Raw genomic sequence first — 17977 nt, 5'->3', positions numbered from 1 at the left:
GCGGTGCGCGCCGGGGTCAACCACCCGCCGCGCGCCGGACCGGTCCGCGGCGCGCGGGGCGACGGCGGGGCCCATGGGCGGCCTCACGCGGTGCGGTCCGCCACGTCATCGGGATTTCAGGCCGAGTCCCGGACGACCAGCTCCGGTGCGAACAGCACCGGCGCGCCCGGGGTGCCGGCGCCCTCGGCGGCTTCGGCCCCGGGGGTTTCCCCGCCCGCACCGGGGCCGTCGAGCAGCAGCCGCACCATCTCCGCCGCCATGTCCTCCACCGGCTGCCGCACGGTCGTCAGCCGCGGGCGGCAGGCGGTGGCCGCGCTGGAGTCGTCGAAGCCGACCACCGCCACGTCGTCCGGGATCCGGCGCCCGTGCTCGCGCAGTACCAGGCACGCCCCCTGGGCCATCAGGTCGTTGGCCGCGAACACTCCGTCCAGATCCGGGTGTTCGGCGAGCAGCCGCAGGACGGCCCGCTCGCCCCCCTCGACCGTGAAGTCGGCCTCGGCGACGGCGAGCGGCTGCCGCCCGGCCTCCCCCAGGGCCTGCGCGCACCCCGCCACCCGCTCCCGGCTCGCCGGTACGTCGCCGGGCCCCGCGATGACCGCGATGCGGCGGCGGCCACCGGCGAGCAGGTGCCGCGCCGCGAGCGCACCCCCGTCCCGGTGCCGCAGGTCCACCGACGGCAACAGCACGTCCGGCTCGGGCCGGGCGAACAGCACCGCCGCGAGTCCGGCCCGCGCCAGCAATCCCGGCAGCGGGTCGTGCGGATGGGTGGAGACCAGCAACGCCCCGTCCGCGCCGCCTTGGGAGAGGTGGGCGAGCAACTCGGTCCGCTCGGCGTCCGTCTCCGCGCACATCAGCACCGGATGCACCCCGCGCGGGCGCAGCGCGCGCACCACGCCGCTGACCACCCGGCCGAAGAAGGGGTCTTGGAAGACCCGGGCCGCGAAGCCGCCCGGGGCGTCCGCGCCCGCCCCCGAGACCACCAGCGCGACCGCCCCGGCCCGCCGGGTCACCAGGGAGCGGGCGGCCCGGTTGGGCACGTATCCGGTGGCGTCCACCGCGCTCCGGACGGCCCGCCGGATCGCGGGATCCACGTTGCGGACGCCGTTGACCACGCGCGACACCGTGGCGCGGGACACCCCGGCGGCCCGGGCGACGTCCTCCAGCGTGGGCGCCGCTCCCGCCCCGACCCCCGCGCCGCCGGTCCCGCCCGTGTCCCGCTCCGTGTCCATGGCGGCACCCTATCCGCGGCCCACGGGCGGCCGACCCCGCGCCCCGGCGTGCGGTCCGCGCGTGACCGACCCTGCGCCCCGCCGCACGACCCGCCGCACGACCCGGCGCGCGTCACGCGCCGCGCGTCACGCCTCCAGCACCGTCCGCAGCGGCAGGTCGCCCGCCGTCGGTCCGGCCAGGACCTCGTACCGGCCCGGTTCCGTCACCCACGTCGCCGCCTCCGGGGACCAGTACTGCAGGGCGCGCGCGGGGACCCGTACGACCGCCGTCGCCAGCTCCCCCGGCCCGGCCCCGACCGCGGCCCAGCCCGCGAGCCAGCGCACCGGGCGCTCCACCGCCGAGTCGGGTCGGCCGAGGTACACCTGCACCAGCTGACGGCCGGCCCGCGCACCGGTGTTGCGCAGGACCACCGCGAACTCGGTGACGGGGGCCCCTCGGTCGCCGGGGAGCCGGGTCAGGGTCTCGAAGTCCCATGCGGTGTAGCCGAGTCCGTGCCCGAACCAGTACGCGGGCGCGCGGCCGCTGCGCAGCCAGCCGCGGTGGCCGATGTGCAGGCCCTCGGGGTGGGCCAGCCGGCCGTCCGGGCCGGGGCGGGTGGTGCGGACGGGGGCGTCCGCGAGGACGGCCGGCCAGGTGGTCGGGAGGCGGCCGCCCGGTTCGCGGTGGCCGAAGAGGACGTCGGCGAGTCCGCTGCCGGCCTCCTGCCCCGGGAACCAGGACAGCAGGACGGCCCCGGCGTCCGCGCGCCAGGGCAGCTCGACCGGGCCGCCCGCCTGGACGACGACCGCGGTGCGCGGGTTGGCGCGCAGCACCGCGCGCACCAACTCGTCCTGGGGCGCGGGCAGGCGCAGGTCGGTGCGGTCGCGCCCCTCGCACTCGCTGCCCTCGGTGGTGCCGACGACGACGACCGCGGCGTCGGCCGCGCGGGCCGCCGCCACCGCTTCGGCGAGCGCCTCGGCCGGGTCCGGGGCGGGCGGTGCGGCGGCCAGGACGGTGGCCCGTCCGGTCCCCGGCGCCAGCTGGCGGCGGGCGCACACCCGTACCTCCCGGCCCTCGACGAGGTGCACCCGGACGGTGCGCAGCGGGGGCCGTACGTGCACGACGGCCGGATCGTCCGTCTCCGCCGGGAACTCCCCGTCGAGCACCACCTCGCCGTCCACGGTCAGCCGCATCCGCCCGAAGCCGCCCAGGCCCAGCGTCCAGGTGCCGCTCGCAGAAGGACGGAGTACGCCGGCCAGCTCGACGGTGTCGGATCCGGGGGGCAGTTCGGGCTCCAGCACCCGGCCCGAGGGGAGACCGAGGGAGTACAGGGCGGCCCCCCGGACGTCCAGGACGCGCAACCGCACCCCCGGCGCACCCGACCGCGGGTCGCGGCAGAGCCCCCCGGCGACGGGCAGCGGTTCCTCGCCGCGCAGGGCCGGGCCGGGGGCGTGCAGGACCCGTACCCGGGCGGGCAGCGCGGCCCGGATGCCCTCCAGCGGACTGACCACGCAGTGCGGGAACACCTCGGCGCTGCCGCCCCCTTGGGCCCGCGGGCGGCCGGCGTGCGCGCCGATGACCGCGAGGCTGCGCAGCCGGCCCGCGGCGAGCGGCAGCACCCCCCGGTTCTCCAGCAGCACGGCGCCGGCCGCCACCGCGTCGCGCAACACCGCGGCCGTCTCGCCCGGGGCGGCGGGGAGGTCCACCGCCGGGGCGGGTGGGCCGACCCGGCCCTCGGGCGCGGTCAGGGCGCCCACCCGGGCCGCCAGCCGGAGCAGGCGGCGGGTCTTGTCCGCCACGGCCCCCGGCGGCACCAGGCCCGAGCGGACCGCGCCGGCCAACGCCTGCCCCCAGGGGCCGGACGGGCCCGGCATGGCGAGGTCCTGCGCCGCGGACCCGGCGGCGGCCGTCGAGCGGACGGCGCCCCAGTCGGAGACGACGGCGCCGTCGAAGCCCCACTCCCCCTTCAACGGTTCGGCGAGGAGCGGACTCTCGCTCATGGACGCGCCGTTGACCGCGTTGTAGGCCGACATCACCAGCCACACCCCGGCCCGCACGGCCGCCTCGAAGGGGGCGAGGTACAGCTCGCGCAGCACCCGCTCGTCGATCCGGGCGTCCAGGGTCAGCCGGTCGGTCTCGGAGTCGTTGGCGACGTAGTGCTTCGCGGTGGCGGCGACCCCGCGGGACTGGATGCCGCGGATCAGCGCGGCTCCGGTGCGTCCCGCGAGCAGCGGGTCCTCGGAGAAGCACTCGAAGTGGCGTCCGGCGAGGGGGCTGCGGTGCAGGTTGAGGGTGGGGGCGAGCAGGACGTGGACGCCCTTGCGGCGGGCCTCGTCGCCCAGGAGCACGCCGAGGCGGTGCACCCGGTCCTCGTCCCAGAGCGCGGCGAGCGCGCTCGCCGACGGGAGCAGGGCCGAGGTGTCGCGCTCGTCCCAGCCGGGTCCGCGCACCCCGGCCGGCCCGTCGGAGAAGACGATCTGTCGCAGCCCGACGGCCGGTTCGGCGACCGTGCGCCAGGTGTCCGCGCCGGTCAGCAGCCGCACCCGGCCGTCGACGTCCAGCCGGTCGAGCAGGTCCGGCCGGTCCACCGGGGCGGGCGGGTCCGACAGGTCCGGCCGGGCCGTGAGCCGTTCCTCGTCGTCGATGCCGCCACCACCGCCGCCGCGCATACGGGCCCCTTCGTCCGGATCATCCGAGAGAGCGGGAGAGCGCTCTCCCAGATGATCCCGGGCCGTGCCGGAGCCTGTCAACGGTGGCGAACCGGCTCTAGCCGACGGTCACGTCCACGGTGGGCGACACGGCATCGCCGACCATCACGCGCAGTTGCTCCTTGCCCTTGTCCCGGAACGCGTTGTCCAGCGAGTAGCTGCTTCCCTGCTTGACGGTCGTACTCGCCCGCAGCGTCGTCCACTTGGCGCCGTACTTGTGCTGGAGCACCACCTTCGTACCGATCGGCACGCCCTTGGTCCTGCCGGTGAAGGTGACCTTGTCGCCCGCCTTCACCGTGGTCGGGGTGGCCGTGAGCGTCACGGAGGCGGACGCGGATGCGGAGGGGCTCGGCTTCGGCTTCGGGGTCGCGGCGGCGGAGGCGAAGGTACCGGCGGCTCCGGCCGCGAGCAGGGCCGCGGAGAGGGCGCCGACGGCGGCCATCCGGACCCGGCGACCGCTGCGGCCCCACGGGCCGCGCGGGCCGCGCAGGTAGCTCGTTGCTGCGTTCACATTGGACTCCCGTGGTGACGGACTCTCCCATGTGGAGCAAAAACACCCACTATGGGGCGATTGACGCGGGTTCGATGCTACGGACCTCCGTCGAGGCGTGTCGACTCGATCTTGGTCGTCCTACTGCCCGCGCCGGGAGGGCGCGCGCCGGTTCAGCGCGGCGCGGCTGATCCAGTACGTGAGGATCAGCCCCCAGAAGACCGGCACGGCCAGCCAGCCGACGAACCCGGCGCCGAGCACCGGCAGCGCCAGGACGGCCACCGAACCGAGTGCCATCACGGCCACGGCCACCGCCATCGCCACGACCGGGGGGCAGCTGCGCGCGGTGAGCAGCATCGGGCGGCGCAGCCGCGGCGAGATCTTGCCGCGCTGCCACAGCACCCAGCCCGCCCACAGCGCGACGATCAGCGTCGCCCCGACGGCGGTGACGGCGGCCCGGGTGGCGCCGTCCGTGCCCTCGGGGGGCCGGCAGCCGAGGGAGAGCATGAATCCGACCAGGGCGGGCCAGCGCGCGCCGGCCGCGACCCCCCAGGCCATGGCCTCCAGGTTGAACCGGGCGTGCCGGTCCGCCAGGTCGAGGGCGGCCGAGTCGACGAAGCCCTCGGCGGCGCGGGTCCAGGCGGCGCGGCTGAACCAGCTGCGCCGCATGTGCAGCGTGGCCAGGTTGTTGTGGGCCTCGCTGTTCTCCGGATCGAGGCGCAGGGTGGTCTCGTACGCCAGCCGGGCGGTGGCCCGGTCGCCGAGCCGGTGGGCCAGCAGGCCGACCATGAAGTGGGCCGCGGCGGCTTCGGGTTCCAGCTCGGTGGCCCGCCGGGCGGCGACGTACGCCTCGGTGCGCCGGCTCCGCTGGCCGCTCTGCTCCAGGACGACCGCGAGGCAGTGGTGGCTGCCCCAGAAGAGCGGGCCGATCTCGATGCAGCGCCGCGCGGCCGCTTCCGCCTCGGCGAAACGGCCCAGCTTGCTGAGGACGTCGACCCGGACCAGCCAGGCGTAGATGTCGTCGGGCGCGACGCGCAGGGCGTCGTCGATGCTCCGCAACGCGCCGGCCAGGTCGCCGAGCGAGCGGCGGCAGCGCGCGAGGAGGATCAGCGCTCCCGCGTCGTCGGGGTGTTCGGCCAGGTGGGTACCGGCGAGCGCCGCGGCCTGCTCGAAGCGGCCGAGGTCGTGCAGGGCGTCGGCCCGGTCGAGGCCCCCGGCGTCGGCCCGCTCCGGGCGGGACGGTTCGGTGCTCATCCGATCTTCTTCCGGTCGTGGACCACGGTCACCAGGGCCGGCACGAGACCGGTCCAGAACACCAGCTGCGGGACGCCTCGTTCGGTCCACGGGACGACCGCGAGGAGCACGGCCGCGAGCGTGGCCCAGGCCGCTTGGGCCGACACCACCCGGGCCCACGGTTCACGGGCGATCAGCGGACGCACGCTCAGTCGCGCTCCGACCCGCATCCGCCGGTAGCGGCGCCAGGCCCCGAAGCCCCAGACGGCGCTCATGAGGACGAGCGCCCACAGCCGCATGCCGATCGGCAGGGGCAGGGCCTTGGGCTCCTCGCCCTCGGTCGGGAAGACGTCCAGGGCCACCGCGGCGACGGCCAGGCAGGCGAGGGCGAGCCACCGGGTCCCGCGCAGCATGCGGTAGACGGCGGCGTCGAGTCCCGCGCGCAGGTCGGCCGAGCCCGGTACGGCGGCCAGCGCGGCGGCGAAGGTGTCGGCGGCCCGCGCCGCGCTGGTCCCTGGCTTGTCGGCCTCGCGGCGCGCGAGGTAGGGCACGGCGAAGGCGTTGGCCGGGTCCATCCCGAGCAGGGTCCGGCGAGCCTGCTCGGCGGCCTCCTCGCGACCCGTCTCGGTGGCGACGTAGAGCAGCACTTCGCAGACGTACCGCTCCTCGGGGCCCAGCCGGGCGGCGGCCCGCGCCTCCTCCCAGGCCTCGTCGGGGCGCCGGGGGTCGACGAGCATGAGCAGTTCGGCGCGTCCGGTGCGGGCGAGCCAGTTGTCCGGGTCGATCCGCACGGCCCGCTCCATCACGTCGAGGGCGTCCGCGTAGCGGCCGACGCGGCGCAGGCAGAAGGAGCGGACGAAGTGGGCGTCGTAGTGCTCGGGGTCGCGGACGAGCACGTCGGCGGCGGCCTCGTAGGCGGCCTGGTAGTGCCGGAGTTGGAAGTGCGCGCGGGCGAACCAGACCCGGGCGAACAGGTCCTCCGGGTCTTCGGCCAGGCGTCGCCCGAGCACCTCCAGCGCCCGGTCGGCGCGGCCCGCGTCGACGAGCGCCACGCCCTGTTCGGCGAGCGGGTCGCGCGCCTGGAGCGGGGGGCCGGTGCGCTGTCCGGTCACAGCTTCCGCTTCTTCTTCAGGTAGGCGAGCAGGTCGTCGTACATGCCGCCGTCGTTGGCGAACATGGCCACGTTGCGGGCCGAGGCGAACCAGGGCTCGCTGGAGGGGCGGATCTGCTTCGCGGCGGAGAGCAGGTCCTTCATGCCGATCATGCGGACGGTGCCGGTGCGGGCGGAGTCGAGCAGGGCCGTCTCGGCGGCGCTCTCGCAGACGTGGGCGAGGTCCGCGCCCGAGAAGTCCTCGGTGGCCTTGGCGAGTTTGCCCAGGTCCACGGCTTCGATGGGGCGTTCGCGCAGGTGGTAGCGGAGGATCGCCTCGCGGGCGGCGGCGTCCGGCGGCAGCACGAGCAGGGTCCGGTCGAGCCGCCCGGGGCGGCGCAGGGCGATGTCCACGTCCCAGGGGACGTTGGTGGCCGCGAGGACGAAGACGCCTTCGTGGGCGCCGCTGCCGACCCCGTCCAGCTCGGTGAGCAGCTGGTTCACGACGTTGCGCAGACCGCTGTGGGCGGTCCGGCTGCGCTTGGCGCCCAGCGCGTCCAGTTCGTCGAGGAAGACCACGCAGGGCGCCTGACGGCGGGCGGTCTCGAAGATGTCGTGGACGTTCTTCTCGGACCGGCCGATCCACATGTCGAGGATGTCGGAGAGCGAGATGGACATGAAGCTCGCGCCCAGTTCGCCCGCGACGGCGCGTGCGATGAAGGTCTTGCCGCAGCCGGGCGGGCCGTAGAGGAGCAGGCCGCCGCGCAGGCTCTTGCCGTAGAGCTTGCGCAGCTCGGGGTTGCGCATGGGGGCGAGGAAGGCCGCTTCGAGGCGGTCCTTGACCTCCTGCATGCCGCCGACGTCGGCGAGGCGCACCGTCCCGGGCGCGTCGACCTCCCAGGGCGAGTCGGCCGCGTCGCCGCCCGCTCCCGTGCCCTCGCTGCCCTCGCTGGTGAGGGGGTGTTCGCGGGCGTCCTCGGCGGCGTCGGGGTCCGCCACGAAGCGGGGGCCGACGACGCCGCCGAGTTCCTGCTCCGCCGCGGCCCAGTCGAAGCCGGGGGCGGCGGGGGGTCCGGCCGCGGGGGCGGGGGCGGAAGGGGCGGGGGCGGAGGGTGCCGGCGGGGGCGCGGATCCGGCCGGGGGCAGGCCCATCGCACGGACCATCAGGGCGCGGGCGTCGGCGTCCGCGGGTGCGTACTGGAGGGCGACGGCCGCCTCGGCCACGGCGTCGTCGGCCCGGCCCGCCGCGAGCAGCATCTCGGCGAGGTGCAGGCGCAGGGGGACGTCGTCGGGCGCGGCGGCGACCGCCGTGCGCAGGCTCCGGATCAGGGGGGACTCGTCGGACATGGCTTCACCCTATGGAGTGAACCCCGATGTGACGAAACCTGGCCCCCGTTGACGGGTGGCCGACGACCGCACGCGGTCGGCGGCGGGCGATCGGACGGGTGATCATGGGTGCTCCGGGCCGCGGACCGGCGGCTCACCAGCGGCTCACCGGCCGCTCCCGGGAGGCGGCACGGGCCAAGCGGCACGGGGAAGCGACAGGGACGACACGTGGGAGGCAGCACATGGGCGCAGGACCGACCGTTCCGGTCACCGTGGTCACCGGCGGCAGCAGGGGGATCGGGGCGGCGACCTGCCTGCGCCTGGCCGCCGCCGGGCACCGGCTGGCACTCGGGTACGTCAGCGACTCCGCGGCCGCGGAGGGCGTCGCGGCCGAGGTCCGCGCGAGGGGCGCGGCGTGCGTGACCGTGCGCGTGGACACCTCCGAGGAGGCCGACGTGGACCGGCTGTTCGACCGCGCGCGGGCCGAACTCGGCACGGTGACCGGGCTGGTCAACAACGCCGGGGTGACGGGTCCGCTGAGCCGGCTGGCCGACGCCCGCACCGAGGACCTGCGCCGGGTGCTGGACGTGAACCTGCTCGGGTACCTGTTGTGCTGCCGCCGGGCCGCCCGCGACATGGCCGCCTCGGGCGGCGGGGCGATCGTCAACGTGTCCTCGGCCGCCGCGACCCTCGGGGCCCCCGGGGACTACGTCCACTACGCGGCCGGCAAGGCGGGCACCGACGCCCTGACCGTGGGCCTGTCCAAGGAACTCGGCGCGGACGGGATCCGGGTGAACGCCGTGGCACCCGGAATCATCGACACCAACATGCACGCGGCCATGGGCGACCCGGACCGCGCCGCCCGCTCGGGCCCCGGGATCCCCCTCGGGCGCCCCGGGCAGCCCGCCGAGGTCGCGGCGGCCATCGCCTGGCTGCTGTCGGACGAAGCGTCGTACACGACGGGCACGATCCTGCGCGTCGCCGGCGGCCGCTGATCCCGACCGACCCCGACCGACGCCGGGCCCCGGCGGCACACCCGCGCGGGCTCGACCGACGAGCTAGCCGGCGCCCATCGCGGCGCGGGTCCGGGGGCCGTAGATGCCCGTGGGGTCGCCGGTCAGGCCGCGGTCGCTCTGGAACTGGCCGACCCCGCGCCGGGTCTGTTCGTCGTAGACGCCGGTGAGGGAGACGTACGTGAACCCCTGCGCGAAGAGCCGTTCCTGGAGGGCGCGCACCTCGGCGCCGGTGTCTCCGGGCCGCAGGGTGCCGCCGCCGGCCGGCGGGGTCGGGGTGCGCGGTGGCGCGACGGGCTGCTCCGGCCGCGTGGAGCGGCTCGGCGTCGGGCTGCCGGAACCGGCCCCGGCGGAGCTCGACGGGGCAGGTGCGGAGGGGCGTGCGGACCCGGTCGAGGACGCGTCGGGCTCTCCGGCGCCAGGACCGCGGGCCAGCAGCCCGGGGCCGGACGCCTCGGGCGGTCTGACCGGGCGCGGCGGATCGTCCGGCGGGGAGTCGAGCAGGGTGAGCAACGTGGCGGCGGTGAGCAGCGCGAGGAGGCCGAGGGCCACCAACGAGTAGCGGGTGCCGCGTTCGCGCCGCCCGGGCGCGGGCGGTACCGGAACCGCGACCGGGACCGGGACCGGGACCGGATCGACCGGGGCCGGGCCCACGACGTCCGCCGGGAAGGGGGTCGCGCCGGGAGCGGGTACGGCGGCCGCCTCGGCGCGGGTCCCCTGGTCGGCCCCGGTGGGCGAGGGGGTGGTGACCGGACCGTGCTGCGGCCAGAGCGGGGTGCCCGTGCGGCGCGGGGCCGCCCGGCGGGAGGAGCGCCCGCCGCGGGCGACGTAGGGGCGCACGAGGAGCCGGTCGTCGAAGACGGGGCCGTTCTCGTCGGGGTGGTGGGGCACGGTCGTCTCCAGGCAGGGCCAACGGTCAGGGGGTGGCCCCTGGGGTCAAAGTAGCGCGAACCAGGCGCCGCCCCCACGGCGGGGCCGGAACATGCCGCTCCACCCGGCCGGAAACGGTTGCCGGGCCCGCGGGAAGGGGCGGGGACCGGTGCGGCGGTGCGGAACCGGCCCCCGCCCGGCTCTCGGACCCCGGTGGCGGCGCCGTGCCGTTACCCGAAGTGCGCCCCGTGCGGTGGTTCTTGGTCGGGCGCACTCTTTCCTCCGGAAGGCACCCGGGTCAAGCCTGATGTCCGTAAATCAGCGGTCCGCCCGACGTGTCCCCTCGTGCGGCGCGCCGACGGGTCGTCACCCGTAAGCGGTACGGGACCCCCGCGTCCAGGACGTGCGTGCGGCATGGTGGAGGGATGCAGTTGCGCCGGGCCGTCCCCCTGTCCCTCGTCGTGCTCCTCGCGGGCACCGGATGCTCCTCCGTCGGTGACGGTGACGGCGCCCAGGCTCCGTCCTCCTCCCGCCCCGCCGCACCGGCCGCCGACGCCTCCGCGCCACCGCACGGCGGCCGGACCGGATCCTCGCCTTCCGGGGCGCCCCCCGGCCCGCTCTTCGTGGTGCCGGACCCTGCGCCGAACGTCCGGCGCTCCCCCGGCGCGCACGCCGACACCCGCGGCCACACGGGCACCGGCACCGATGGGCCCGCACTGTCGCCCGCCACACCCACGCCCGGAGCCGACCTCGGGTCAGGGTCCGAATCCGGGTCCGAATCCGAATCCGGGTCCGGGTCCGGGGAGGAACGTCGGGCCGGCGAACGGGCGATGCAGCCGTCGGCGCCCCGACGCACGTCCCCCCGCAAGCCCGCACCGTCCCACCAGCGCCGGTACGCGGCCCCGCCGCCCGCCCGGGTGAGCGGGCAGCAGGAGATGGACGACCTGTGCTCGGCCGCCGACGGCACGCTTCCGCCCTCCGTCGTGGACCTGTGCGTGGGCCGCTTCGGCGAATGAACCGCGTGCGGGGCACCAGGTGCGAGGAACCGCGTGCGGCGGGCCGCGCCCGAGGCCCCGGACGGCGGCGCGCCGCGGCCACTCGCGACAATGACTTGACCCTCCCCCTGTGTCAGCCCTTGCACTGGAAGACGTCATGTTCACCATCGGAGACTTCGCCAAGCACGGCCGGGTGTCGGTCCGCATGCTGCGTCACTACGACGCCATCGGTCTGCTGCACCCCGCACGTGTCGACCCCCACAGCGGGTACCGCCACTACGAGGCGGCCCAGCTCTCGCGGCTCAACCGGATCATCGCGCTCAAGGACCTCGGCTTCAGCCTCCAGCAGGTGGGCTCGATCCTCGACGAGCGCCTGGATCCCCAGGAGCTGCGCGGCATGCTGCGGCTGCGCCGGACGGAACTGGAGAGCGCCGTGGCCGCCGCGGCGGACCGGCTGGCCCAGGTCGAGACGAGGCTCCGGACCATCGAGAGCGAGGGCACCATGTCCACCGACGACATCGTGATCAAGAGCCTGCCGGCCGTGCGACTGGCCGAGTTGACGGCGATCGCGGCGAGTTACGCCCCGCAGGACATCGGGCCCGTCATCGGGCCGCTGTTCGCCGACCTCTGCGCCCGGGCGGACGCGGCCCGGGTGACGCCCACCGGCCCCGGGGTCGCCTACTACGAGGACGCGCCGGACCAGGACGGCGGGGCGATCCTGGTGCACGCGGCGCTGCCCGTGGCGTCCGCGGTCCGCGCCGAGGACCTGGGCGGGCAGGTGCGGATCGTCGTCCTCCCGGCCGTGGAACGCGCGGCCACCGTCGTGCACCGGGGCGCGATGGACGACGTACTGCCCGCCTCGCAGGCGCTGGCGCGCTGGCTCGACGCCCGGGACCTGCGGTCGGTCGGCTACGCCCGCGAGGTGACGCTCGCGTGTCCGCCCGACCGGAGCCAGTGGGTCACCGAGCTCCAGGAGCCGATCGCTTGACCGGTCCGGGTTCGCGGGCGGGCGGTGCGTAGGCTGCCGGGATGAGACGCGTTCTGGTGGTCGGGATCAGTGGGGCGGGAAAGTCGACCCTGGCCGCGGCGCTGAGCCGACGGCTCGAAGTGCCGCACCACGAGATGGACGCGCTGTACTTCACCGGGCCGCGGTGGGGCGTGAACGAGACCTTCGTACGGGACACGGCACGCCTCGCCGCGCGGGACGCGTGGATCTTCGACTCGCTCGGCTATCGCGCCGTCCGCGACCTGTTGTGGGAGCGGGCCGACACGATCGTCTGGCTGGACCACCCGCGCCGGGTGGTCATGTGGCGGGTGCTGCGCCGGTCCCTGCGCAGGACCGTGCGCCGCGAGCGGGTCTTCGGGGGCAACGTCGAGGGGTGGCTCGACTGGCTGCGGGCCGACCATCCCGTGTGGTGGGCGTGGTCGCGGTACGCCGCCCGGCGCGCGGAGATCGCCCGCCGCGCGGCCGACCCCCGCTTCGCCCCGCTGCACGTGGTCCGACTGCGCAGCCAGTCCGAGGCCACGGCGTGGCTGCGCGGCGTCGAACGGCCCGATGCCGACCCGCGGAACGACGAGTCGCACGGCGCCGGCGCCATCTAGGCCGTCTCCCGCGCCCCGCCGCGGGTCGGCGCCGCGGCGCGGGTCGGGCGGACGCGGCGCAGGGGCCCGGTCGCCGGGCCGGCGGCCCGCGCCGTCCGGTTGCCGGTGGCACGGGCCGCGGGGCGCAGCCGGCGCAGGGTGGTGCGGGCGTGGTGGCCGCGGCGGCGCCACTCGGCGCGCGGGATGCCCGCGCGCGGCCCGCCGCCGGTGATCAGCGCGTTCACCGGGGCGTGCGGATCGGCGGCCATCCCCTTGGCCACCAGCACGCCCACGACGAGCGGGAGCAGGGCCACGGCGAGGGCGGACCCGGCGGTGGTGACGTTCCGCAGGCGCGGGTGGCGGCTTCGGGTGGTGGCGTCGGATGTCATGTCCTCATTCGAGCAGGAGCGGCCGCGCGGGGAATCGGGCGGCGTACTCAGGTCGTTGGGTGTGAGGTACTCAGTCGGCACGGGCGCGGAGGGCGGAACACCATGGCGGATGCGGCACCCGGCGGCTTCGAGCCCGCGACGGGCGACGGACCGCCGCCGGCGCACGGCGCGGCGGCGGCGAAGGCCCGGGCCGCGGAGGTGCGCACGGCCTACGAGGGGCTGCTCACGATGCGGCGGATCCTGGGTGGCGGCGCCGCGGCCGCCGAGGCGCCGGAGCCCCTCCCCGGGCCCGCGCCCTGGGAGCGGCAGCGGATGCCGCGCGCGGTGGCGCTCGTACTGGAAGCCGCGGGCTTCGCGCCGTCGGCGCTGGACGCGGCGGGCGGGCGCGCCGCCACCGGCTACCGGGTCCTGGCCGGGGAGGGACCGGAGCGGGTCGAGGTGAGTTGGGTGGGGCCGCCGGGTGGCGGGGCCGCCGGGGCCGAGGAGGAGCGGCTGTCGGCGTGCGCCGAGGTGCTCGGGCGGCACGGCTGGGAGTGCCTGCTCTACCGGGGGCCGCGGCGCCGGCGCTTCCTGGAGGTGGAACCACGGCGCTGAGCACGGCGTGCCCCGGCGCCCGGCGCGGAAATCCGGTGTCGTCCGTGGTGGCGGTGGTGCACGCTGGCCGGATGAGCATGATGGACGCCTTCGCGGCGCGGGTCGACGGCGGCGAGACGGTGGAGTTCCGCCCCGGGGATTCCTCGATGGTCCCGCTCGTCCACGACCGGGATCCGGTGGTCGTGGCGCCGGTGGACCGGGTCCGTCCGCGGGACGTGCCCGCCGCGCTGCCCGGGTTGGTCCCGGCGCTGCGGCTGGAGCTGGTGCCGCTGGCGGTCGAGCACGCGCGGGAGATGGTCGGCGTACTGGCCGATCCCGCGCTGCACGCGTTCATCGGCGGTGCACCGGCGGACCTCGACGCGCTGCGCGCCCGCTACGCGCGACAGGCCGCGGGCTCCCCCGACCCGGCCGTCCTGTGGGGCAACTGGGTGCTGCGGTCGCACGCCGGAGGGCGACTGGTGGGGACCGTACAGGCCACTGTCGAGGACGGCACGGCGGAGGTGGCCTGGGTCATCGGGACCGCCTGGCAGGGGCACGGCTACGCCCAGGAGGCGGCGCGGGCGCTGGTCGCCGCGCTGACGGCGCCCCCCGTCGGCCCGGCCGTCGCGCACACCGTGATCGCCCACGTCCACCCGGACCACCGCGCCTCGGCGGCCGTGGCCGCCGCCTGCGGACTCGCGCCCACCGCCGAAGTACAGGACGGCGAGGTCCGCTGGCGGCTCGGACCCCAGGACTGACGGGCGTCCGGTGAGGTGCCGGAACCGCACTGCGCAGGGCGGGGAATACGGGCACGGGGGTGCCGGGTTGCCGGGACGGCGAGATCAACGGGATGGTTCGGGAGGGTTCATGGCAGTGAACGGCACGGTGGTCGACGGATTCGAGGGAGTGCGCGAGGAGTTCGCCGCCTTCCTCGCGGCCGAGGAGCACGCGCCCGGCGCGCAGTTGGTGGTGTACCGGGGCGGTGAGCGGGTCGTGGACCTGTGGTCGCAGGGGGTGGACGCCGACTCCCTGCTCGGCGTCTTCTCGTCCACCAAGGGCGCGGCGTACCTGGTGACGGCGCTGCTGGTGCAGGACGGCCTGTTGGACCTGGACCGGACCGTCGCCTCGTACTGGCCGGACTTCGCGGCGGAGGGCAAGGACGGGATCACGCTGCGCGAGTTGCTGGCCCACCGCTCCGGCGTGATCGGCGCGGACGCCGGGTTCTCCGCGGCGGAGCTGGCGGACGACCGGGCGCTGGCCGCCCGGCTGGCGGGGCAGCGCCCCTTCTGGCAGCCGGGCAGGTTCTTCGGCTACCACGCCATCGTGATCGGCGCCCTGGTCGGCGAGGTGGTGTTCCGGGCCACCGGGCGCACGCTCCAGGCCTGGTACGAGGAGCGGATCCGCGCTCCGTACGGGCTCGACATGTGGCTGGGCCTGCCGGAGTCCGAGGAGCCGCGCTTCCTGAGCACGCTGGCGATGCTGCCCACGCCGGAGCAGGCGGCCGAGATCGAGGCGGCCGCCGCGAGCCCGTTCGGCCTCGGCGGGATCGCCTTCAACGCGCACGCGCCGGGCAACGGCGAGTTGTACGACTTCCCCAACTCGCGTGCCGTGCGCGCCGGGGGCCAGGCGTCGGCGGGCGGGCTCGGCTCGGCGCGCGGTCTGGCGGGCCTGTACGCGGCCGCCGCCTTCGGCCTGGACGGGCGGGCTCCGCTGCTGAAGCCGGACACGGCCGCCGAGTTCGCCCGGATCCACTCCGAGGGCAAGGACCTCGTGAGCGGCACGGCCAAGGCCTTCGGCCTCGGCTTCCAGAGCTACGGCCCGAACTTCCCGGCCCTGGGCGCGGGCGCCTTCGGCCACAGCGGCGCCGCTGGTTCCCTCGCGCTCGCCGACCCCCGCCAGGGCTTCGCGTACGGCTACGCGCGGCGCCGGTACGCCTTCCCCGGCGGCGCCGCCCCGGAGAACGAGCGCCTCCTGTGGTCGGTGGTCCGCGCGCTGGCCTGACGGGAGCTCGTACGCCGCCCGCAGGGGGCGCCGCCGGGCGCCTCCTGCGGGAGCGCCTATCGGACGGCCCGCGCTTCGGTGCCGTCGGGGTGGCGCAGCAGTCGCAGGGCGTTGGCCACGACGATCAGCGTGGAGCCCTCGTGGACCAGGACCGCCGGGCCGATGCCCATGCCCAGGACGGTGGCCGGGACCAGGACCGCGACGATGCCGAGGCTCAGCCAGAGGTTCTGCCGGATGATCCGGCCGGCCCGGCGGCTGAGGCCGGTGATGAAGGGGAGTCGGCGCAGGTCGTCGGACATCAGCGCGATGTCCGCCGTTTCCAGGGCGACGGCGGAACCGGCCGCGCCCATCGCCACGCCCACCGTCGCGCCGGCCATCGCGGGCGCGTCGTTGACCCCGTCACCGATCATGGCGGTCCGCTCGGCGGCGCGCAGCCGGGCCACTTCGGTGACCTTGTCCTGCGGCATCAGGCCGCCGCGGACCTCGTCCATGCCGACCGCGCGGCCCACCTCGTCGGCGACCCGCTGGTCGTCGCCGGAGAGCATGACCATCCGGGTCACGCCGAGTCCGCGCAGTTGCGCCACCGTGTCGGCGGCGTCCGCGCGCGGGGCGTCCATCAGGCCGAGCGTGCCGAGGTACCGCTCGCCCCGGCGCACCACCATGGTGGTGCGGCCGGCCTCGGTGAGCTGCCTGGTCCGCTCGCGCAGCGCGGCCGGTACGGGCGGACCCGCGAGGGTGTCGGCGTAGGCCAGGCTGCCGATGTGGACGTCCTCGCCGTCGAGTTCGGCGGTGACGCCACGGCCTATGACGGCGCGCAGGTTCACGGCGGCGGCCGCTTCGGGCGCCCCGCCCAGCAGGGCGGGGGCGTCGCGGACGACGGCCTGCGCGAGGGGGTGGTCGCTCAGGCGCTGCACGGCGAGGGCGGTGCGCAGCAGCTCCTGCGGGCCGGCGCCGTCGGCGGCCTCGGCCTCGGTCAGCCGCGGGCGGCCCTCGGTGAGGGTGCCGGTCTTGTCGAAGGCGATGGTGCGCAGCCGCCCGAACTCCTCCAGCGGGGCGCCGCCCTTGACGAGTACGCCGCCACGGGCCGCGCGGCCGACGGCGCTGAGGACGGCGGCCGGGGTCGCGATGGCGAGGGCGCAGGGGCTGGCGGCGACGAGGACGGCCATCGCCCGGTAGAAGGTGTCGGCGAAGGGTTCGCCGGTGAGGGCGCCGACGCCGAGCAGCACCGCGACCAGGGCGAGCACGCCGGGGACGAACACCTTCTGGAAGCGGTCGGTGAAGCGCTGGGTGGGTGAGGTCCGCTCCTCGGCCTCCTGCACCATGCGCACCACCCGGGCGAGGGTGTTGTCCCGGGCGAGGCGGGTGACGACGACGTCGAGGGCGCCGGCGCCGTTGACCGTACCGGCGAAGACCCGGCTCGCGGCGTCGACGGCGGCCGGGTCCGCGAGGGCCGCGGCCCGGTCGGCGACCGGCTGCTTGTCGACGGGGATGCTCTCGCCGGTGATGGCCGACTGGTCGAGGCTGCCGGTGCCGGAGGCGACGAATCCGTCGGCGGGGACCCGGGTGTGCGGGCGGACCAGGACGGTGTCGCCCACGACCAGCTCCTCCACGGGCACCTCGACCGGGGCCGCGGCGCGCAGGACGAGGGCGCTGCGGGGTGCCAGCTCGCCCAGCGCCTCGATGGACCTGCGGGCGCGCCCCATCGCGTAGCCCTCCAGGGCGTGGCCGAGGCTGAAGAGGACGAGCAGGACGGCCCCCTCCTCCCACTTGCCGATGGCGGCGGCGCCCGCCGCGGCGATCAGCATGAGGAAGTCGACCTGGAAGCGGCCGCGCCGGACGGTGAGCAGTGCTTCGCGGAGGGTGAAGAATCCACCGAAGAGGTAGGCGGCGACGAAGAGGGGCAGGGTCGCGGGGCCGCCGTTGCCGGTCAGCTCCAGGATCAGGCCGGTCAGGTAGACGGTGAGCGCGAGCAGGGCACTGACCAGTTCGGCGCGCTCGCCGAGGAAACCGTGCGCGTGGCCGTCGCCGCGGGGCGGGTTCGGCGTGCGGTTCTTATTCATGACATCAATATATCAGCACATCCAAATATATGAACCTGTACACATCTCAATCCTTTGACTTAGAGTGACGCCATGGAACCCTCGGCCGCCCCCACCCTCACCGAGCCGGACGCCGAGGCGGTCGCCGAGGTCATGCAGGGCCTCGCCTCGCCCGCCCGGATCAGGATCCTCGCCCGCCTGCTGCACGCGCCGTGCTCGGTCGGCGAACTCGCGGACGACCTGGGCCTCGGCCAGCCCACCGTCTCCAACCACCTGCGGCTGCTGCGCCACCTCGACCTCGTCACGGGCCGCCGCACGGGCCGAAGCGTCGTCTACGAGCTGCACGACGCCCACGTGAGCGCACTGCTCCAGCAGGTCCTGGCCCACATCGGGCACGGCGAGCCGGGCGCCGCCCCCGCCTCCGCTCCCTGACGGGGACGCGCGAGGGGGGCACGGGCCG

At 76.2% G+C, this 17977-nt stretch carries 17 protein-coding genes; 8 read left to right on the top strand and 9 right to left on the bottom strand.

From position 1 onward, the window contains the following. Positions 1-116: 116 nt before the first annotated feature. The 6 genes from ACIBEA_RS35010 to ACIBEA_RS34985 all read right to left on the bottom strand — a co-directional run bounded on the left by ACIBEA_RS35010 (position 117) and on the right by ACIBEA_RS34985 (position 8077). Positions 117-1229, bottom strand: a complete 1113-nt coding sequence (locus ACIBEA_RS35010) for a LacI family DNA-binding transcriptional regulator (protein ID WP_399267223.1) — start codon at positions 1227-1229, stop codon at positions 117-119. 126 nt (positions 1230-1355) lie between these two features. Beyond that, complete coding sequence (locus ACIBEA_RS35005; protein WP_399267222.1) at positions 1356-3878, bottom strand: glycoside hydrolase family 3 C-terminal domain-containing protein; 2523 nt, start codon at positions 3876-3878, stop codon at positions 1356-1358. Between the two features lie 97 nt (positions 3879-3975). Continuing rightward, positions 3976-4428, bottom strand: a complete 453-nt coding sequence (locus ACIBEA_RS35000; protein ID WP_399267221.1) for a hypothetical protein — start codon at positions 4426-4428, stop codon at positions 3976-3978. A gap of 120 nt (positions 4429-4548) precedes the next feature. Further along, positions 4549-5661, bottom strand: coding sequence for a tetratricopeptide repeat protein (locus ACIBEA_RS34995; protein WP_399267220.1), 1113 nt, complete (start codon positions 5659-5661; stop codon positions 4549-4551). Continuing rightward, the gene (locus ACIBEA_RS34990) at positions 5658-6752 is read right to left on the bottom strand and encodes a tetratricopeptide repeat protein (protein WP_399267219.1); all 1095 of its coding nucleotides are present in this window, start codon (positions 6750-6752) and stop codon (positions 5658-5660) included. The genes ACIBEA_RS34995 and ACIBEA_RS34990 overlap by 4 nt, the downstream gene beginning before the upstream one ends. After that, entirely contained in the window at positions 6749-8077 is a 1329-nt protein-coding gene (locus tag ACIBEA_RS34985) for an AAA family ATPase (RefSeq protein WP_399267218.1), read from the bottom strand. Before ACIBEA_RS34985 ends, ACIBEA_RS34990 begins: the two co-directional genes overlap by 4 nt. A gap of 221 nt (positions 8078-8298) precedes the next feature. On the opposite strand from ACIBEA_RS34985, the gene ACIBEA_RS34980 reads away from it, so the two are divergent. After that, on the top strand, positions 8299-9051 hold the full coding sequence (locus ACIBEA_RS34980; RefSeq protein ID WP_399267217.1) for an SDR family NAD(P)-dependent oxidoreductase: 753 nt from the start codon (positions 8299-8301) through the stop codon (positions 9049-9051). A gap of 63 nt (positions 9052-9114) precedes the next feature. On the opposite strand, the gene ACIBEA_RS34975 is transcribed toward ACIBEA_RS34980, so the two are convergent. Next, entirely contained in the window at positions 9115-9960 is an 846-nt protein-coding gene (locus ACIBEA_RS34975; RefSeq protein WP_399267216.1) for a peptidoglycan-binding protein, read from the bottom strand. 404 nt (positions 9961-10364) lie between these two features. Between ACIBEA_RS34975 and ACIBEA_RS34970 the strand changes: the two genes are divergently transcribed. The 3 genes from ACIBEA_RS34970 (at position 10365) to ACIBEA_RS34960 (ending at position 12536) form a co-directional block, all read left to right on the top strand. Next, entirely contained in the window at positions 10365-10955 is a 591-nt protein-coding gene (locus ACIBEA_RS34970) for a hypothetical protein (protein WP_399267215.1), read from the top strand. 136 nt (positions 10956-11091) lie between these two features. Then, positions 11092-11922, top strand: coding sequence for a MerR family transcriptional regulator (locus ACIBEA_RS34965; protein ID WP_399267258.1), 831 nt, complete (start codon positions 11092-11094; stop codon positions 11920-11922). 41 nt (positions 11923-11963) lie between these two features. Beyond that, positions 11964-12536, top strand: coding sequence for an AAA family ATPase (locus ACIBEA_RS34960; protein ID WP_399267214.1), 573 nt, complete (start codon positions 11964-11966; stop codon positions 12534-12536). On the opposite strand, the gene ACIBEA_RS34955 is transcribed toward ACIBEA_RS34960, so the two are convergent. Beyond that, the gene (locus ACIBEA_RS34955; RefSeq protein ID WP_399267213.1) at positions 12533-12904 is read right to left on the bottom strand and encodes a hypothetical protein; all 372 of its coding nucleotides are present in this window, start codon (positions 12902-12904) and stop codon (positions 12533-12535) included. The two genes, ACIBEA_RS34960 and ACIBEA_RS34955, sit on opposite strands and share 4 nt — an antisense overlap. Positions 12905-13006: 102 nt before the next feature. Between ACIBEA_RS34955 and ACIBEA_RS34950 the strand changes: the two genes are divergently transcribed. From ACIBEA_RS34950 to ACIBEA_RS34940, 3 genes are all read left to right on the top strand, one after another. Further along, positions 13007-13498 carry a hypothetical protein gene (locus ACIBEA_RS34950; RefSeq protein WP_399267212.1) on the top strand — a complete coding sequence of 164 codons (492 nt, stop codon included), beginning with the start codon at positions 13007-13009 and terminating at the stop codon, positions 13496-13498. Positions 13499-13644: 146 nt separating this feature from the next. After that, complete coding sequence (locus ACIBEA_RS34945) at positions 13645-14235, top strand: GNAT family N-acetyltransferase (protein ID WP_399267257.1); 591 nt, start codon at positions 13645-13647, stop codon at positions 14233-14235. A 109-nt stretch (positions 14236-14344) separates the two neighbouring features. Next, on the top strand, positions 14345-15478 hold the full coding sequence (locus ACIBEA_RS34940; protein ID WP_399267211.1) for a serine hydrolase domain-containing protein: 1134 nt from the start codon (positions 14345-14347) through the stop codon (positions 15476-15478). Between the two features lie 56 nt (positions 15479-15534). On the opposite strand, the gene ACIBEA_RS34935 is transcribed toward ACIBEA_RS34940, so the two are convergent. Then, positions 15535-17538, bottom strand: a complete 2004-nt coding sequence (locus ACIBEA_RS34935; RefSeq protein WP_399267210.1) for a heavy metal translocating P-type ATPase — start codon at positions 17536-17538, stop codon at positions 15535-15537. Between the two features lie 72 nt (positions 17539-17610). On the opposite strand from ACIBEA_RS34935, the gene ACIBEA_RS34930 reads away from it, so the two are divergent. Beyond that, on the top strand, positions 17611-17949 hold the full coding sequence (locus ACIBEA_RS34930; RefSeq protein ID WP_399267209.1) for an ArsR/SmtB family transcription factor: 339 nt from the start codon (positions 17611-17613) through the stop codon (positions 17947-17949). Positions 17950-17977 lie beyond the last annotated feature (28 nt).

This window comes from Streptomyces sp. NPDC051555 (genome assembly GCF_044454405.1).
In the GTDB taxonomy this organism is placed as follows: domain Bacteria; phylum Actinomycetota; class Actinomycetes; order Streptomycetales; family Streptomycetaceae; genus Streptomyces.
The sequence above is the reverse complement of the archived record's forward strand: the minus strand, read 5'-3'. Positions and strand labels throughout refer to the sequence as shown.

Excerpts from the sequence above, each read along its gene's own strand:
- ACIBEA_RS35010 (WP_399267223.1), bottom strand. The coding sequence starts at position 1,229 with ATGGACACGGAGCGGGACACGGGCGGGACCGGCGGCGCGGGGGTCGGG.
- ACIBEA_RS35005 (WP_399267222.1), bottom strand. The coding sequence starts at position 3,878 with ATGCGCGGCGGCGGTGGTGGCGGCATCGACGACGAGGAACGGCTCACG.
- ACIBEA_RS34995 (WP_399267220.1), bottom strand. The coding sequence starts at position 5,661 with ATGAGCACCGAACCGTCCCGCCCGGAGCGGGCCGACGCCGGGGGCCTC.
- ACIBEA_RS34985 (WP_399267218.1), bottom strand. The coding sequence starts at position 8,077 with ATGTCCGACGAGTCCCCCCTGATCCGGAGCCTGCGCACGGCGGTCGCC.
- ACIBEA_RS34980 (WP_399267217.1), top strand. The coding sequence starts at position 8,299 with ATGGGCGCAGGACCGACCGTTCCGGTCACCGTGGTCACCGGCGGCAGC.
- ACIBEA_RS34970 (WP_399267215.1), top strand. The coding sequence starts at position 10,365 with ATGCAGTTGCGCCGGGCCGTCCCCCTGTCCCTCGTCGTGCTCCTCGCG.
- ACIBEA_RS34965 (WP_399267258.1), top strand. The coding sequence starts at position 11,092 with ATGTTCACCATCGGAGACTTCGCCAAGCACGGCCGGGTGTCGGTCCGC.
- ACIBEA_RS34960 (WP_399267214.1), top strand. The coding sequence starts at position 11,964 with ATGAGACGCGTTCTGGTGGTCGGGATCAGTGGGGCGGGAAAGTCGACC.
- ACIBEA_RS34955 (WP_399267213.1), bottom strand. The coding sequence starts at position 12,904 with ATGACATCCGACGCCACCACCCGAAGCCGCCACCCGCGCCTGCGGAAC.
- ACIBEA_RS34950 (WP_399267212.1), top strand. The coding sequence starts at position 13,007 with ATGGCGGATGCGGCACCCGGCGGCTTCGAGCCCGCGACGGGCGACGGA.
- ACIBEA_RS34945 (WP_399267257.1), top strand. The coding sequence starts at position 13,645 with ATGGTCCCGCTCGTCCACGACCGGGATCCGGTGGTCGTGGCGCCGGTG.
- ACIBEA_RS34940 (WP_399267211.1), top strand. The coding sequence starts at position 14,345 with ATGGCAGTGAACGGCACGGTGGTCGACGGATTCGAGGGAGTGCGCGAG.
- ACIBEA_RS34935 (WP_399267210.1), bottom strand. The coding sequence starts at position 17,538 with ATGAATAAGAACCGCACGCCGAACCCGCCCCGCGGCGACGGCCACGCG.
- ACIBEA_RS34930 (WP_399267209.1), top strand. The coding sequence starts at position 17,611 with ATGGAACCCTCGGCCGCCCCCACCCTCACCGAGCCGGACGCCGAGGCG.